Origin of the sequence: Vibrio cionasavignyae, from assembly GCF_050337155.1 — a bacterium.
Taxonomy (GTDB): domain Bacteria; phylum Pseudomonadota; class Gammaproteobacteria; order Enterobacterales; family Vibrionaceae; genus Vibrio; species Vibrio nomapromontoriensis.
The window spans coordinates 429,429-445,962 of sequence record NZ_JAKJSR010000010.1; the positions used below are offsets into that span (position 1 = coordinate 429,429).

Consider the following 16,534-nt stretch of genomic DNA (forward strand, 5'->3'; position numbering starts at 1 on the left):
GAATCAGAGCGTAAATTTATACTGAGATGATCGCGTTTATCGAAGTAAATCGCGTTTAGAGAGACGAAAGACTTCAATTTGGACACAAATCGCCCCTATAAATACAACCAATTGAGTTGGTTAGCCGCGCTTTGGTTCAATACCGTCCACGGTAAATGGCGTATTCATTGCCACCCTATTACAAAAGGGTGGCTAATAATGTTTCAAACTCATCCACTTTTTGTTCCAACCTTGCCATGCTCTCCTGCCAGAACTCAGGTTGCGTTAAGTCGCGTCCCATATGCTGCGATACCACCTCTTCGGCCAAGAAGGATCCCGTATCTCTAAGTAATGAGACATAATCGGAATAAAATGCTTCCCCTTTCACTGAGCGTTGTGCATATACCCCTAGGCTAAACAAGTAGCCAAACAGATAAGGATAATTATAAAAACTTAACTCAGAGATACTAAAGTGAAGCTTACTCGCCCAAAAATACGGATCCTGCCCTTCCATGGAATCCCCGTACCAGGCTTGCCAAGTATCTGACATCAGTTGGCACAGCTGCTCTGCATCCAGTTCATTGCGTTCACGTGCTTGATAAAATGCTTTTTCAAACTCATAGCGAACAGGGATGTTGATGGTCAATGCATAAGCTGAAGAAAGCTCTTCCCATAACATTTCCAACTTTTGCTCTGGGCTTGTCGCATGGCTAAGCAAGTAATCTCTAACAATATTTTCAGCAAAAATAGACGCCGTTTCGGCCAAGGTCATTGGATAACGAGTACGACAAAGCGGTAAGTCTCGCATCACCCAGTTGTGGAAGGCATGCCCAAGCTCATGCGCTAAGGTCAGCAAATCTGAGCGGCTGCCTCCCCATGTCATGAACACCAACGGCGTACGCGTTGCCGCCAATTTGGTACAATAGGCGCCTAAGCGGCGATTTTCTGATGGTTGCGCATCAATCCATCCGTTATCAACCATAGTCTGAACAAACTCTGCCATCGCGGGTTCAACGGTAGCGAAAGCGGCTTTAATAACATTAATGCCCTCTTCAAATGTGTAGACTTGTGGCTCAGTTTTCCCCAACGCAGGCATAGCGGCAAGGTGGTTCCACGGTGTCATCGCACTACCGCCATGAACCTTAGCCATCAATCGACCCGCGCGCTGACCAATGTGCTTGTTCGACTCGGCAACCGACATCATCGCATCTAGGGTTTCGCGCTGAATACGATTCTCCCTTAAACTGGAATCTAAGAAATGTTCCGGTTGGTGAGAAGAGCGCTTCTTCGCTTCCGACAGTCGCCAGCCTGCCAAAGCATTCAAAATGGCGGCGAAGGAATGGCAATGTTGCGCCATTGCGCTCTGAATGCCTTTCCACGCGGCTTCTTGCTTGGCAAACTCACTGCCGTAAAGCAAACTCGCCGCTTGAGAAAAACCGATAATCTCTTGCTTATCATCGCACTCTATTGTGATTTGAAGTGCGCCGGTGATGTTATCGTAAAGCCGCCCCCACGCGTCTCTACCGTCCACCTGCATCGCAGATAATAGCTGCTCTTCCTCTATACTTAATTGCGTTTGCGCCTTGCGCTGCAACAGCTCTATTTGAAAACCTTGCCCTGCAACACAAGGATCTGCATGATCCAAAACTTGCTCAATAAAGGGGAAGTCAGCCAACGCTAGGGTGTTTTCATACGGGGTAAACGCCTGCTCTAGTTGAGAGCTCAGTTGGGCAATGCGTCCAATGAGTTGCTTAGCTTGAGTATTCATGGCATTGGTTGAAGCCGCACACGTCGCTAGCGTATTTACCGTTGCTAACAGTGTACTTGCGGCTGACTGAGTTTGAATCGCGTTCTGCATCGCAATCACTTGCGCTCGCTCGTCTTGATAACTTTCAAGCAGCTCAATCGAACGTTGAATTAATACGATATCTTGCTCTATTTTTGGATCATCTAATCCACTATAGGCAATCGTCAGATCCCAAATAGCTTTAGTCATCGTTAGGTCCTTTTATCGGCATACCGATCGCTTTGATCAATACATGCTCTGGAAATTTAGGGTTAATTTGAATATGTGTCAGTGAGCCGTTTTGGATAGATAAGGTCGAATACCATTTCGCATTCGTCCAATCAAGATCTAGAAGGTGGGCGAGAATCATTCTAATGACCCCACCATGCGTCACGACTAAGGTGTCTTGTTTTTGTGTAGCCAGTGACTCCCAATAACCGACAACACGAGTGTGAAAGTCACTGAGTGATTCTGCGTTAGGCAGCCGTATTTGAGCTGGCACTGTCCAAAATGGTTCAAGCATTTGCCACTCTTGCGTCGACATCGTATCAAAAGGGACACCATCAAGATCCCCAAAGTACATTTCGCTAAGTTCAGGCGCCACGCATAACGGCAAGGCTTGTTGGTGCGCATATTGCTCGGCAACGCTGTGACAACGGACTAAGGGTGAAGTAATCACCTGCCTTAACCCTAAGGATAAGGAGCCCAAGTTAGCCGCTATACGATCATTCTCTTCACAAGGTACTGAAATATCCGTATGACCATAGAGGGCAGCCTTTCCGGTCACTTTACCGTGCCTGAGTAGATAAATATTAATCATTGAATTAGCCGTTCCGTGCTCACTCACTCTCCGATTTTAGCGTCAGCGGTAACCCAGCTGACACCAACACCACTTGTTGTGCAATACGTGCCAGAGCCTGATTCATCCTGCCTGCATTATCTACAAACAAACGCGACACCGCCCCCATAGGTACGACCCCCATCCCCACTTCATTTGAAACTAGAATCACATGGGCGGAACATTGCTGCAGGGCAACCACTAACCTTTCAATTTCTTGTTCTAGACTCTGATTGCTACACGACGCCCCTTGATGATAAATCACATTGTTTAACCAAAGCGTTAGGCAGTCAATCAGTACCACATCCGCTGAATCAAAACGGTCAAGTTGCGAGACAAGATCACAGGGGCACTCCCATTCTTTCCAACCTTCGCCTCGCTGCAGCTTATGATGTTTGATCCGGCTTACCATTTCATCATCTAAGGCTTCCGACGTAGCCACATAATGTCTAGTGAGTGGTTTTGACGCTTGCGACGCGAGTGCTTTGACTCGGTTTTCCGCAAAGCGTGATTTTCCCGAGCGCGCGCCACCTAAAATAAGTTCTATTGGCATAGTAATTACCGCCTATTACCCTAAATACACCAGCAAAGCGAGATAGATCAGCAACTCCATAATTTGCTGCGCTGCCCCCAAGCAATCCCCTGTATAGCCACCAATTCTAAGCTGTAACCAGCGTCGAAATAAGACATGGAACGCCACCGCGATAACAAAAACGATTAAAGTGAAATCGATGCCTATGAATAAAGCGGGTAGAACACCGCAACCCGCTAGAAACAACAGTTCGCTTGGGCGTTGTGTATTGGCAAGTGGTTTGCTTTTGCTGCCATCTGGGTCAGAGACGTATGGCATCGTTGATATAAATGACGCGGCAACGGCTCGGCTGGTGGTATAACCAACGATCCACACCGCGAACATGGACGTAATAGCCGTTAATTCAACTAATGTGACGAACTTGACAAGCAGCCCCATCATCAGTGTCGCCGCACCATACGTGCCTAATCGGCTGTCCTTCATAATGGTTAAGCGTTTATCTAGCGTCATCCCACCGCCAATACCATCCGCCATATCGGCCAATCCATCTTCATGAAATGCCCCCGTTAGAAGCAAACTCACGACCATAGTCATTACAATTGACACCGATGACGGCAACACCATATTTAGCAGTTGGTACGCTATCGCACAGATCAGCCCTAGAAGCAGACCAACCAGCGCAAAGTAGCGCCCAGAACGATTCATTCGCTCTGGAGAATAAGGGGTTGAAGCAGGGATGGGAAGACGAGAGAAAAAACTCAAAGCCAAGCAAAATAGTTGCCACTGAACCAATAGCCACGAAGAACGCGGATCTATTACACCACCCTCGTGATTCTCGACCTCCCTTTTATCACTCACACCGTCACTCCGGCGCTTTCAAAACTGGCCATATGATTATAGAACTCGACCGCGCATGCCAGAAGCGGGTATGCCAGTGCAGCGCCTGTGCCCTCTCCTAATCGAAGAGACAAATCCAATAACGGACGAGCTTGCATGCGCTCCAACACCAATTTGTGTGCCCCTTCATCCGAACGGTGAGAGAAGATCATGTAATCGCGAGTTTCTGGAACCATTTGGGTCGCAATTAATGCTGCAACAGAAACGATGAACCCATCGACCAATACTGGGATTTTGTGCTCGGCTGCACGAATAAAACCGCCCACCATATGAACAATCTCATGACCTCCAACTTCACTCAATACTTCCATGACTGATTTGTCTGCGCAGCGCTCAATTCCGAGCTGAACCAAATGACGTTTTCTAGCAAGTTGGTCTAGAGTAATTCCGGTACCAAAGCCTACGCTTTGTTCCACTGGCACTTGGGCAATACTCGACAGCAAGGCTGAAGCTGAGCTCGTATTGCCAATACCCATCTCACCAAAGATCAGTAATTCACATCCCGCCTTTACTTTGCGAGTGACAATTTCGCTACCGCTAGAAAGCCCTTGCGCCACTTGCTCCATCGACATCGCCGCCTGAACGGAAAAGTCATGGGTACTTGCTGCCACACGACTAACAATTAGGTCTTGGGAATCGCTCTCTACCGCGGCCAACATCCCGCAATCCACAACGGAAAACGCTAAATGATTGGTTCGACAAAAACAATTAATCGCAGCGCCACCGGCTAAAAAATTAAGCACCATTTGCTGCGTGACTGAACTTGGCGCGATACTCACACCTTGATTGGCGATGCCATGGTCCCCTGCAAAGACAATAACAGACGCTGCATCAATGGAGAGCGACGACACAAACTTACCGGTTCGATTACTTTGGATCTGGGCGAGCTGAAACGCCACGTTTTCTAGCGCACCGAGAGCACCGAGTGGTTTGGTTTTTTGGTCGATTCGATGTTGTATTTGCGCGTCAAACTGTTTATCTAACATAGATCCATTCTTGTTATCGATATGATGGGAGTCAGTTTCGCTATCTGACTGAAGGCTAAAGCGAAACGACAGTACTTTTGTGGCAAACAGTGTACTGGTTCAACCTAGGTAAACCAAGGTGAATAGATAAGTTTCTGTTAACAAAAAGTCCTCGATGAACGAGGACTTTATTAACAATAAAATGTGAACATGGCATTAGAAGTAATGCACCATTTAAATTACAGGATCTTCAACTTGGTTGCTGCAATTCACTAAAGAGCAGTGCTAAGCTTTCTTGCGACACTTTCGATGACTCCATATGGCATGCATCACAACCATCCGTCGCCCCAGAACACACCTGTCTCATCATAATTTGGTCTAGGTTTCTAATTCCCGCTTTGCTGTCAGCTTCAATCGATTTAAATATGTGGCAACGCTCCGTATTTGGCGCATCAACCAACCCGACAATGGAAACACCTTGTGACTTTGCCAATACAAGGAGTTCTTCCAGTTTTTGTTGAAGTTGTTCGTTCATTGATCTATCTACCTCTACGCCACTGTGAATAACAAACACATTTTGACTAAAGTCTAATGCAGTTTATGAATGTCACAACCTTAACCTTGTAAAACGGTAGCCATGTCATATTTTGCTGTTTGAATGCGTTCGTTCCCCTCGCATTAAGGAGCAAAAACCAACAAGAGCGAACAATAGCGATAATAACAATGAAATCAATAGGCTATATAGCCGTGTCGAAGTAATTAATTCGCAGCGTGAATAGCTAATTCTGACAAATATTTAATTGTAATTTGTTTTATCTTTGCTGTAACGTAAGAGTACAGCGTACAGTGAATGCAGCATAAACCAAATAATAACGGTATTCATATAATAACAAGCATTAAGAAAGGACTCTCTATGGGTAAAGTAGACGCTAAGGATAGCCAAGCAACAACACGAAGTGACGATGGATTTAACATCGGTACCACTTATTTCAAAGAAGTCTCTCATCATGACTTGCTCAGCGCTGAAGATGAACGACATATTGCCCGAAAAGCTCGCGCAGGCGATGCCCTCTCCCGACAAAATTTGATCAATGCCAATCTACGCTTAGTCATCCGAACTGCGAAACGCTATACCGGCCGAGGTGTGGATTTTTATGACCTCATCAATGAAGGCAACATCGGCTTGATCCAAGCCGTAGACAAATTTGACCCAGAGCTTGGTTTCCGCTTTTCTACTTACGCCGTATGGTGGATTCAACAATCCATCGATCGTGCGATTATGAACCAAGGGCGTACGATCCGCGTTCCAGTTCACGTGACCAAACAAATTCGAGAATGCAGTAAAGCAGAGCGAGAACTCAGAAAAGAAGGCAAACACGAGCCAACGTCGTCAGACATTGCCACTCGTACTGGACGCTCCCCTGAAGACGTGAGCAAGCTGCTTAAGTTGTCTGAACAATCCCTCTCTTTAGACAACGGGTGGGATGACGACGGTGAAAGTAAAGACCACTTTCAAACCATTGACGATGACGATGTTTTCGAACTCCCAGAGCGCGATATTGTCAATCAGGACCTTAATAAAGCCTTGCTTGGCTTAGTCGATAGTTTACCCGAGAAACAACGCGTCATCCTTTATCATCGCTTTGGTCTACTTGATGACACCCCAAAAACCCTAGAGGAAGTGGGCGAAATCGTTGGCGTCACGCGAGAACGGGTACGTCAAATACAAAAAGGTGCCATGGACATTCTAAAAGAAAAGCTGCACCGCCAAAACTTAACTAAGGAAGAAGTTGTCGAGTAACGCTTTAGTTGGATTGATACTAATTAGCTGATTATTTTGAGTTAATTAGCTAATTATTTTCAACGAATTTAGGTTAAATCACAGCATAATGGCAAAATGTTCTCTATAGTCCCTGATAGCTTATATCGAGGGACTTTTTTATGGCTCAACATTTCAATGTGATGATCGCAGGGGCCTCAGGTTTGGTCGGGAGTAAACTGTTATCACTGCTTGAGCAGACCTCACATATACAATCCATTTACGCCTTGTGCCGCTCACCTATAGACACCCCGTCCGATAAAACCACAACGCTATTGGATGGCGCACTGCGCATCACCGACTCTGATCGGCTTCACCCCTTCCCAACATTAGGCTTTATTTGCCTAGGGACCACGTTAAAACAAGCAGGAAGCAAAGCCGCCTTAGAAAAAATAGATTATGAACTGGTGTGTGATGTCGCCCAAACCATGAAAATGGTGGGCATTACTCACATCGCTGTAGTCTCCAGCCTTGGCGCATCGCCACGATCACTCTCCCACTACCTAAAATGTAAAGGTCGCGTAGAAAAACGAATAAAGAGTATGGGCTTTCAGCGAGTTGTCTTTGTCAGACCGGGGCCGCTCGCCGGAAGAACAAAAGACATCCGACCTGACGAGACCGCTGTTCAAAGTTTATTCAAAGTTATCAATCCACTCATGGTGGGGCCGTTAAGAAAGTTCGCACCGATCTCGGCAGAGTCTGTGGCAAAGGCGATGCTTTACAGTTTGATAAACCAAGATGAGACCCCATGTGCTGTCTATGATTCTGCTAATATGCGTGACATGCTCGCTAAATATAACCATTAAATATACTCCTCTCTTTTTGATATAACTATTAGCACTAACTAATGACGTTTATTTATTGTTAACGATTACACTAGATCGGTAACTTAGCGCGTTCGAATCCTGAAACCCTATATATAAAAGGGTTTTATAAAAGCTAAAATATAGATAAAGGACGCTTATTATGTCAGTCGCTGTTATCGCCTCACTCGCGGTATTTTTGGGCATACTTTTTTTCTTGTATGGACAACAGAAAAAAGAGAACACACTTTCACGCCTAGTGCTATTTGGACTGGTGCTGGGTAGTGCCTTCGGTTTAGCACTTCAACTGATATTTGGTGAGGGTAATGAAGCCATTGCCGCTACGCTAGAATGGGTGAATTTCGTTGGCCGCGGCTACGTTGGCTTACTAAAAATGGTCATCATGCCATTAGTGCTTGTCTCCATGATTGCCGCTGTAGTCAAGCTTGAAAAAGGCGGGTCACTAGGCAAAATTAGTGGCCTAACTATTTCTGTTTTACTTGTTACTACCGCTATTTCTGCCGTGGTCGGTATCGCCGTAACTCAAGTATTCGGTTTAACCGCTGAAGGACTCGTAGAAGGGGCTCGCGAAACCGCACGCATCGCCGTGTTAGAGAATCGAATCGACCGTGTAACCGATCTCAGTATCCCTCAAATGTTGGTGAGCTTTATTCCAACCAACCCATTTGCAGATCTTACTGGTTCTCGCTCTACTTCTATTATTGCGGTCGTCATCTTTGGCGTTCTTACTGGTATTGCCGCTCGTAAAGTAATGGCGGAGAAAGAAGAACTCGAATCTCCTATTCGTACTTTTGTTGAAGCGACTCAATCGGTTGTTATGCGATTGGTTAAAATGATCATGGCGCTCACACCCTACGGTATCGCAGCGCTTATGGCTAAAGTTGTTGCCACGTCGAGCGCTGGCGATATCTTAAGCTTACTTGGGTTTATCGTTGCTTCTTACGTTGCGATTCTGCTTATGTTTGTTGTCCACGGTTTCTTGGTGTCACTGGTTGGTGTAAGTCCAAAAGAGTACTTCCAAAAAATCTGGCCAGTGCTTACGTTTGCGTTCTCATCACGTAGTTCAGCTGCAACGATTCCACTTAATGTTGAAGCGCAAGTGACTAAGCTTAACGTACCACCAGCAATAGCTAACCTTTCTGCGTCGTTTGGTGCAACAATTGGTCAAAATGGCTGTGCGGGTATCTACCCTGCGATGCTTGCGGTCATGGTGGCACCCTCGGTAGGTATTGACCCAATGGACATCAATTTCATTTTGTCGCTTATCGCTATCATTACGGTGAGTTCATTTGGTATTGCTGGTGTTGGTGGTGGTGCTACGTTTGCCGCATTGATTGTTCTTCCTGCGATGGGCTTACCAGTAACGATTGCCGCGCTATTGATTTCTATCGAACCACTTATCGATATGGCACGTACCGCACTGAATGTCTCGGGAGCGATGACTGCTGGTACCATTACAAGCCGCATACTCAAGAAAAAAGAAGCCAAAGCGCTAAAACAAGCAAACGCTTAGGTTTACCCTCTATTAAGCGGTACTCAGGTACCGCTTAAATCTTTCAACGCTCATTATTAACCTTCCCACCCTCCTGTTCTCACCATCATTTTATACCCACTCACTTTTGCATTGTGCCTAGGTGCATCCTAAAAAGTAATTAATACAATAATTTTCAAACACCTAGAGAAATTACGTCTATACTTTCCGTTATTGCAATCAGTGTTTTTTTTGCTTTGAGACTGAATCTCTGAGGAAGAACAATAAGTGGACAGCGTTCCGTACTAAACTCAGTATTCTCAACGCGCGGTAACCCACATTCCTACTGGGCGAGTACCAGTGTCAAGAATCGCGCGAATCGCAATACTGCTATCAAGGATGATATTGTTTTAAAGGATGATGACTAACAAAACTCTATTTGCGCTTAAAGTCGCAGTCAGCCTCACGTTGGCTTACCTCATTCCTTTTGCTCTGGGCTGGCCTCAAGCCTCAACAGCCGCAACCACTGTCATGCTTATTGCTTGTACAGGTGGTCAAAGGGAATCTTTAGAAAAAGGAACTTTACGTGTTCTAGGGACCATCGTTGGAGCAGTCATCGGACTACTGTTAGTTGGGCTATTTGCGCAAGACCGCTTGCTATATATGCTCAGCGTATCCGTCGTAGTCGCCTTCATTTTTTACCTCCGTAACGCCTACCAAAAAGATCCAACCTTGTTCATGCTAACGGGTGTGATGACACTCATGATGTCTAATGGCGGCGACGCCAATGGCGCATTTCTTTATGGCATCGATCGTGCTCACATGACGATTTTTGGTGTTGTCATTTATACGCTAGTTGGCACCTATTTGTTTCCCTTCAAAGTGGAGCAAAATCTCCAAGCTTTAACTCAAGAAGTGTTGCTGGCGCAGCGTCAACTATTTACCTCCGTTATCACCCAGCTGCGCGATCATGCCCAAATGACTAGCGTCAACGAGGCTAGTACTAATGAGGCTAGTAACAATGAAACTAGTAAAAACAAGACTGGCACCATAAATGAGAGCTCAACAGACTTCACCGACTTGAAGGAACACATTGATAAACAAGTCGCTGCGTTATTTAGCGCCCAAAATCAATTGGAGCAACGGTTTTCCAGCGTCAGTAAAGAAAGTAGTGACGTCGCAGCCTACTTAACCGAGTGGCGCTTAGCCCTCCATTACAGCAAAAGCATTACTCAATTATTGGTCACGGTATCTCAGGGGTACTTTCACCACGGCAACACACAACACCTATTAAACGACTATGATGAATTTGTAGAAAATATCGACTCACTTTTCCAGCGCTGCCATGATACTTGGGGGGAAGAAGGCGCGTCATACCGAGCCACTGAAACAAAGATCCAATTAGACGACCAACAGCTCAATATGGCGGCTCACCTCGATAAAGCGACAACACTTACTTTGGCTTACGCCATGAACCGACTTCATCGCCACCTTTCTCGCCTTGCTGAAACCATTAGTTGTATTGACTCGATCACCAAACAAGTGTCCTTCAAAGAAACACTGCCACCCGCACCGAGTACGTTCGTTTGGTGGGACAGTGAGAATTTTAAAACCGCTATCAAAGTCTTTATTACCTATTGGGTATCAAGCGCCGTTTGGATTTTTATCAACCCGCCGGGCGGTTACAGCTTTGTCATTTTTTCGACCATTTTTATGTCGTTGCTGTCGTTTATGCCGATACACCCCAAACTGCTTGCTGGGCTATTCACCTTTGGCTTTATTTTTTCTGTTCCTGCCTACGTTTTCATTTTGCCCCAACTAGAGCTGGGCATTGAATTAGCACTGTTTCTGTTTAGCTATACCTTTATTGGCTTTTATCTGTTTAAAGGCCCCATCACCATCTTTTTTATGTTGGGACTGTTTACCCTAGGCATCAACAACACGATGACGTATCACTTCGGAATTATCATGACCATTATGATGCTGTTTTACTTAGTCGTTATGATGATCGTGTTCTCTCACTACTTTCCGTTCTCATCAAAAGCAGAGCATCTTTTTCTCACGATTCGAGAACGACTATTTCGCCATCAATATCAACTTTTTACTCGCTTACAATCGCCCTCACCGTCTTGGCTCGACACATTTGCCATTCCTTTGCATGCAAAAACCATGAATATTGCCGCCAAAAAGCAAACACTATGGGCCAGTAAAATCGACGTCAGCTACTTTTCGCAAAACACAACATCATCGCTTAATCATTACACCAAAACCTGCCAGACCTTAGTCGATCACACAAACAATCTACTACTGGCACAAGCCACTCTAAAAAATAACCCCTTGATTACTCGGCTTAGATTGGAGCAGCAAGACACAGTAATCCCAAAACTAATTCAACTACATGCGCTTTATACAGAGGCGCCGTACGCTGAACATCAAGAAAGAGAGCGCGTATTCTCATCGCTTCACGATGAATATGACAAAGCGGAATCCGCTATTGAATCATTTTTCCAAGGACTCAATTTGGACGATTACAGCCAAAACGACATTGCTCGTTTTTATGTGTTTCTAAATTTAAAGCGAAATATTTTTGAAGCGCTTATTCAAGTAAATGATGCTAGTCAAGCACTGGCATTCGACAACCTCAAACAGCATCGGTTTTAAGGATGGAACGATGAACTTAGCTAATCTTCGCTCCTATGGGTTGGTTTTAACGACGATATTACTATCAGCCTGCACCACGGTGGGCCCCGATTTCCAAAGACAATCTGAGTCGGCGGTATTACCAAGCCAATGGACTCAGCAACAAGTCAATGCCGACAGTCAGTCGACTGCACTTTGGTGGCAGCAATTTAACGATCCCATACTCAACACTTTAATTACTCAGGCCTCTCAACAAAACCTTGATGTTGAAGCGGCGGGATTGCGTATCCTACAAGCACGATCCGTACTAGGTATCGCGGATGGGTTTCGCTACCCACAAGTGCAAGCCCTATCGGGAAACTTAGCCTACGCTTATCAGAACAATCATTCCTTCAACAATGCTGCTCTAACCTTTGATGCAGGATGGGAAATGGATGTATGGGGAAAATATGCGCGAGGAATTGAATCCGCGCAAGCGAGCTATTACGCTTCCGTCGCGTCCTATAACGATATACTGGTGACCATTACCTCGGAAGTCGCCCGTAACTACATCAACTATCGGACGTTCCAAGAACGTATTCTCTTATCGCAACGTAATATCGAAATCCAACAGCGCGTCGTCAATATCACTCGCGTTCAATTTGAATCGGGCAATGTCACTGAACTCGACGTTCAACAAGCCCAAAATCAATTATTCACTACCATGGCGGCGCTCCCTAGCCTAAAAGTTGCGATGCTCCAAGCCAAAAATGCGCTCGCGGTATTACTTGGCACCTTACCTGAATATGTCGAGCCGATGCTTCACAATGATGAGAGCAAGCTCACTCGTAATGAACAACAATTTCAATCAACCGGCAAAAAAGTCTCGGCACGTGAAAGTGATATTCAATCTATGGTTCCCAGCACCCTGCCTCTTGAACCTAGCATTGATGCCAGTTTGATTTTAAGACGACCAGATTTACAAGTAGCAGAGCTACAGGCCCATGCTCAAAGTGCTCAAATCGGCGTTGCGGAAGCAGCGCTCTACCCTAGTTTTTCATTATTTGGCTCCATTGGCGTCAATAGCACAACACCAACAGGCAGCAGCTTTAGTTTCAGCGACTCACTAATGCTTGTGGCGGGCCCTAGTTTTAGTTGGAATATTTTCCAATACGGCCGGATTAAAAATAACGTCCGCTTTGAAGATGCACGCTTCCAAGAAACCCTGACCAACTACAACAAAAAAGTGCTGCAAGCCGTGCAAGAAGTCACCAACGCCCTTGACGCGTACCAGTTATATCAACAACAGCAGGCATTGCGTTTGCAATCTGTCGATGCCTCTATTCGAGCGTTCAATATTTCGATGACGCAATATGAAAATGGTCAAATTTCCTTTGAACGACTGCTTAGCTCTCTAGAAAAGATGACTCGTAGTGAAGACAGTTATGCGCAAATCAAAGGAAACGTGGCGAATCAGGTAGTAGCGCTATACAAATCATTAGGCGGTGGCTGGCAGGTTAACTCCGGTAAACCCTTTATTTCTAACGATCTCGTGGAAACAATGACTCAGCGGTCTGATTGGGGAGGAGCCCTATCTGAAGACGCGGTTACGTTACCAGCAAGTTCACAACCCCGCGCAAGCGGTGCGATAGATTCGTCTCCTGCTAACCAAGAGACATCGTCTCAGGCTACGCCACTTGCTAATAAGGAGCCGCACTAATGCCTCACGAACTCGCATGGGGAGACATTTATTTCTCCCCGTTATTACTGGTTCTCATCTTGGCACTCGTGGCTACTTGGGTAACCGTTATCGTACTGAACAAAACAAAATTATCGCGGTTTGTCGCATTCCCATCCCTGACATTTTTGGCACTTTTAGTGATGTATGTCGTGGCTATTGATGGTCTTTACTTAAGGTTCTAGGTCAAATAAGGTTCTAGGTCGAATTATGAAAAAAACAGTTGTTGTGGTAGTGAACCTCGTTGTCATCGGCTTCGCCGTTTGGCTCGGCTATGCCAAATTCCAAGAGTATTTTAACAACCCTTGGACCCGCGATGGACAAGTCCGAGCCAATGTCATCAAAGTGGCTCCGCGTGTGTCAGGGCCCATCATTCACGTCGCCATACGAGATAATCAGGCAGTATCGCAAGGTGACTTACTCTTCGAAATTGATGATGAACCCTATCGAGTGACGCTGTCACAGTCAGAGGTGGCACTTCAGAAAGCTATCGTCAGTGCCAGAGGGAAAAAGATCGAATATGACAGACTGCTTGATATACGAAAAAAAGATAAAGGCGCGGTATCGCACAAAGATCTGACGCGTCGTGAAATCGCTTATGAAGAAGCCCAGCTACAAATCAAAGCAGCAGAGGAAAACGTTCGCTCCGCGAAGCTTAATCTCAGCTACACAAAAGTCTATGCCAGTGTTGACGGGCTTATTTCAAATTTAGACATTCGAGATGGAACCCAAGCCGTTGCCAATCAGCCCCTTGTTGCACTTATCGATAGCAACAGCTTTTGGGTATTTGGATTTTTTAGAGAAAACCAACTCAGCGGAATTCATCCAGGCGATGAAGCAAAAGTCACGCTCATGTCTCACCCTGACACTCCCATCCCCGCTACTGTGGACTCGATTGGTTGGGGGATTGCACCTACTGACGGTACCGTTGGGTATAACTTGCTTCCCAATGTTAACCCCGTATTTCAGTGGATTCGCTTAGCACAAAGAATACCGGTAAGAGTCACCTTAAACGAACTGCCTGAAGGGATTAAATTGCGGTTTGGCTTAAGTGCGTCCGTCATGGTTATGCAAGACGCCAACAGCAATAACAACACCGAAGGCAGAAATAGTGACAACACGTCGAACTAAATTATCACAGGAATGAGCCATGCAAAGAAAACTCGGGCGACGGATAAAAAACATCAACGACGGTAATAACTTTTTCTATCTTACCTTGTCTTTGATTGCGCTATTAATTAGTGCCTCCCTTGCTGAAGTCGTGGGTGAAGGCGTCATCGACCACATATTACAAGGCTTCATTATTTGGACCTTTGTTGTTTGCCTCGCTAGCCTTAGGTTTGACCGTAAGTGGTTTCGCTTTCTCGCTTTCCTCACCGCCGTCTGGGTTGCTGTTCTGATCCTAAAAAGCGTGTTAAATATCCGGCATATGGATCTCGCGATGCTGGCACTGACCTTCGCTTTTTTCTTTGCGACTTTTCAGTCCACCGCTAAGCAAGTTCTATTTCACGGTAACGTGAATGCAAATAAAGTGATCGGTTCTATCGCATTATTTCTTTTACTTGGGCTAATGTGGGCTATCGTTTATTTATTGATCCTTGAATTTTCTCCTACCGCGTTTACGGGCATGACAGCCTTAACTTGGGGAGATAACTTTTCAAACGCGGCGTATTTTAGTTTTGTAACACTAACAACCTTGGGGTATGGCGACATCAGTCCAACCACGCCATTTGCTCAGGTTGTCGTATATTTAGAAGCAATCACTGGCGTATTTTATATGGCTATTGTGGTGTCAAGTTTAGTGAGTGCCAACATCGAGCACAGGGAACATAAAAATGGATAAACAAATAGAGCAACGCCAAAGTAAACTCTTCATCAACAATATGGTGGAGTCTGCCATCAGAATCGGATTACTGATTCTACTCATTACCTTTACCTATGGCATTATTAAGCCGTTTATTATTCCCGTATTGTGGGGGGCGATTATCGCCGTCGCATTATTACCGTTAACCAAACGGCTTGAAAAAACCTACGGCGGAAAACGTGGATTGGCTGCAACATCTGTCGCTCTCATTGGTATAGGAATACTCGTGGTTCCCTTCGCGCTCGTCTCTGGCTCCTTGTATGAAGGGGTCGCCCATACGACGGAAGTGCTTCAAAGTGGTGAAATCAAAATACCGGGGCCAACGGCTAAAATCGCAGAAATCCCCGTCATTGGCGACAAGCTCTACAGTATATGGAATCTGTTTTCGACCAATTTAGAGAAAGGCATTCAACAGTTCTTACCTGAGATTAAAGGGTTTTTAGGTGCGATTGCCTCAATATTAGGTGGGGCACTGACGAGCTTGGTGATGTTTATTATTTCCCTCGCGATTGCAGGTGGCTTCATGGCACACGCTGAAAAAATCTCCGGGGCACTAGAAACCGTCGCGGTACGAGCGGTCGGAAAAAAAGCCGAGCAATGGGCCAACCTAATGGCGGCGACCATTCGCAGTGTATTACTCGGTGTTGTGGGTGTTGCGTTTATTCAAGCGGTGATCATTGGTGCTGCGATGTTTGTGTTTAAGGTTCCTGCTGCGGGTCTATTAACACTGGCGATCTTAATACTCTGTATTGCCCAATTACCCGCCCTTCTTATCGTCGCCCCTGTCATCTTTTATGTCTATTCGACTGGTGATGGCACCAGTACCACACTCTTTACTATCTGGGCCTTGGCAGGTGGATTATCGGATAACTTCCTAAAACCTATGTTAATGGGCCGTGGTGTCGACGTGCCAATGCCGGTTATTTTGATTGGTGCCATTGGGGGGATGTTATTTGCAGGGATTATTGGCTTGTTCTTAGGGGCAATCGTACTGGCGATTTGGTATGAATTGTTTTTGTTCTGGTTAGATTACGAAGTGGAAGACGAAAGTAAACCCGAAATCAACGAAGATACATCATCTCAAGAGTCTTCCTAAACCCGTAACCGAGTAACCTAACAAGCACACACCTTCGAGTTTGAAATAGGCAGAAGGTAAATAAAAGGGAGCAGACTACTGTCTTGCTCCCTTTTATTGGTCATTA

General features: G+C 45.6%; 15 protein-coding genes. 9 read left to right on the plus strand and 6 right to left on the minus strand.

The window, feature by feature from the left end; translation table 11 throughout:
• Positions 1-178 precede the first annotated feature (178 nt).
• The 6 genes from L4D74_RS05180 to L4D74_RS05205 all read right to left on the minus strand — a co-directional run bounded on the left by L4D74_RS05180 (position 179) and on the right by L4D74_RS05205 (position 5,532).
• A complete protein-coding gene (locus L4D74_RS05180; RefSeq protein WP_428751070.1) occupies positions 179-1,975 on the minus strand; it encodes a M3 family oligoendopeptidase in 1,797 nt (598 codons plus the stop codon).
• Entirely contained in the window at positions 1,968-2,585 is a 618-nt protein-coding gene (locus L4D74_RS05185) for a histidine phosphatase family protein (RefSeq protein ID WP_428751071.1), read from the minus strand. Before L4D74_RS05185 ends, L4D74_RS05180 begins: the two co-directional genes overlap by 8 nt.
• Positions 2,586-2,604: 19 nt before the next feature.
• A complete protein-coding gene (gene cobU, locus L4D74_RS05190) occupies positions 2,605-3,156 on the minus strand; it encodes a bifunctional adenosylcobinamide kinase/adenosylcobinamide-phosphate guanylyltransferase (RefSeq protein WP_428751072.1) in 552 nt (183 codons plus the stop codon).
• A 15-nt stretch (positions 3,157-3,171) separates the two neighbouring features.
• Positions 3,172-3,951, minus strand: a complete 780-nt coding sequence (locus L4D74_RS05195) for an adenosylcobinamide-GDP ribazoletransferase (protein ID WP_428751174.1) — start codon at positions 3,949-3,951, stop codon at positions 3,172-3,174.
• A 38-nt stretch (positions 3,952-3,989) separates the two neighbouring features.
• Positions 3,990-5,018 (minus strand): nicotinate-nucleotide--dimethylbenzimidazole phosphoribosyltransferase, encoded by a 1,029-nt coding sequence (gene cobT / locus L4D74_RS05200; RefSeq protein WP_428751073.1) that lies wholly within the window; start codon positions 5,016-5,018, stop codon positions 3,990-3,992.
• 229 nt (positions 5,019-5,247) lie between these two features.
• The gene (locus tag L4D74_RS05205; RefSeq protein WP_428751074.1) at positions 5,248-5,532 is read right to left on the minus strand and encodes a hypothetical protein; all 285 of its coding nucleotides are present in this window, start codon (positions 5,530-5,532) and stop codon (positions 5,248-5,250) included.
• A 378-nt stretch (positions 5,533-5,910) separates the two neighbouring features.
• Between L4D74_RS05205 and L4D74_RS05210 the strand changes: the two genes are divergently transcribed.
• The 9 genes from L4D74_RS05210 (at position 5,911) to L4D74_RS05250 (ending at position 16,428) form a co-directional block, all read left to right on the plus strand.
• Positions 5,911-6,798: a sigma-70 family RNA polymerase sigma factor gene (locus tag L4D74_RS05210; RefSeq protein ID WP_428751075.1), complete on the plus strand. Its 888-nt coding sequence runs from the start codon at positions 5,911-5,913 to the stop codon at positions 6,796-6,798.
• 140 nt (positions 6,799-6,938) lie between these two features.
• Positions 6,939-7,622: an NAD(P)H-binding protein gene (locus L4D74_RS05215; protein ID WP_428751076.1), complete on the plus strand. Its 684-nt coding sequence runs from the start codon at positions 6,939-6,941 to the stop codon at positions 7,620-7,622.
• Positions 7,623-7,782: 160 nt separating this feature from the next.
• Positions 7,783-9,153 carry an L-cystine transporter gene (locus L4D74_RS05220; RefSeq protein ID WP_428751077.1) on the plus strand — a complete coding sequence of 457 codons (1,371 nt, stop codon included), beginning with the start codon at positions 7,783-7,785 and terminating at the stop codon, positions 9,151-9,153.
• Positions 9,154-9,531: 378 nt separating this feature from the next.
• Positions 9,532-11,772, plus strand: a complete 2,241-nt coding sequence (locus L4D74_RS05225; RefSeq protein WP_428751175.1) for an FUSC family protein — start codon at positions 9,532-9,534, stop codon at positions 11,770-11,772.
• A gap of 10 nt (positions 11,773-11,782) precedes the next feature.
• Positions 11,783-13,450, plus strand: coding sequence for a TolC family protein (locus tag L4D74_RS05230; protein ID WP_428751078.1), 1,668 nt, complete (start codon positions 11,783-11,785; stop codon positions 13,448-13,450).
• On the plus strand, positions 13,450-13,653 hold the full coding sequence (locus tag L4D74_RS05235; RefSeq protein WP_428751079.1) for a DUF1656 domain-containing protein: 204 nt from the start codon (positions 13,450-13,452) through the stop codon (positions 13,651-13,653). Before L4D74_RS05230 ends, L4D74_RS05235 begins: the two co-directional genes overlap by 1 nt.
• A gap of 25 nt (positions 13,654-13,678) precedes the next feature.
• The gene (locus L4D74_RS05240; protein WP_428751080.1) at positions 13,679-14,599 is read left to right on the plus strand and encodes an HlyD family secretion protein; all 921 of its coding nucleotides are present in this window, start codon (positions 13,679-13,681) and stop codon (positions 14,597-14,599) included.
• 19 nt (positions 14,600-14,618) lie between these two features.
• A complete protein-coding gene (locus tag L4D74_RS05245) occupies positions 14,619-15,311 on the plus strand; it encodes a potassium channel family protein (RefSeq protein ID WP_428751081.1) in 693 nt (230 codons plus the stop codon).
• Positions 15,304-16,428 (plus strand): AI-2E family transporter, encoded by a 1,125-nt coding sequence (locus tag L4D74_RS05250; RefSeq protein ID WP_428751082.1) that lies wholly within the window; start codon positions 15,304-15,306, stop codon positions 16,426-16,428. Before L4D74_RS05245 ends, L4D74_RS05250 begins: the two co-directional genes overlap by 8 nt.
• The last annotated feature ends 106 nt before the right edge of the window (positions 16,429-16,534 follow it).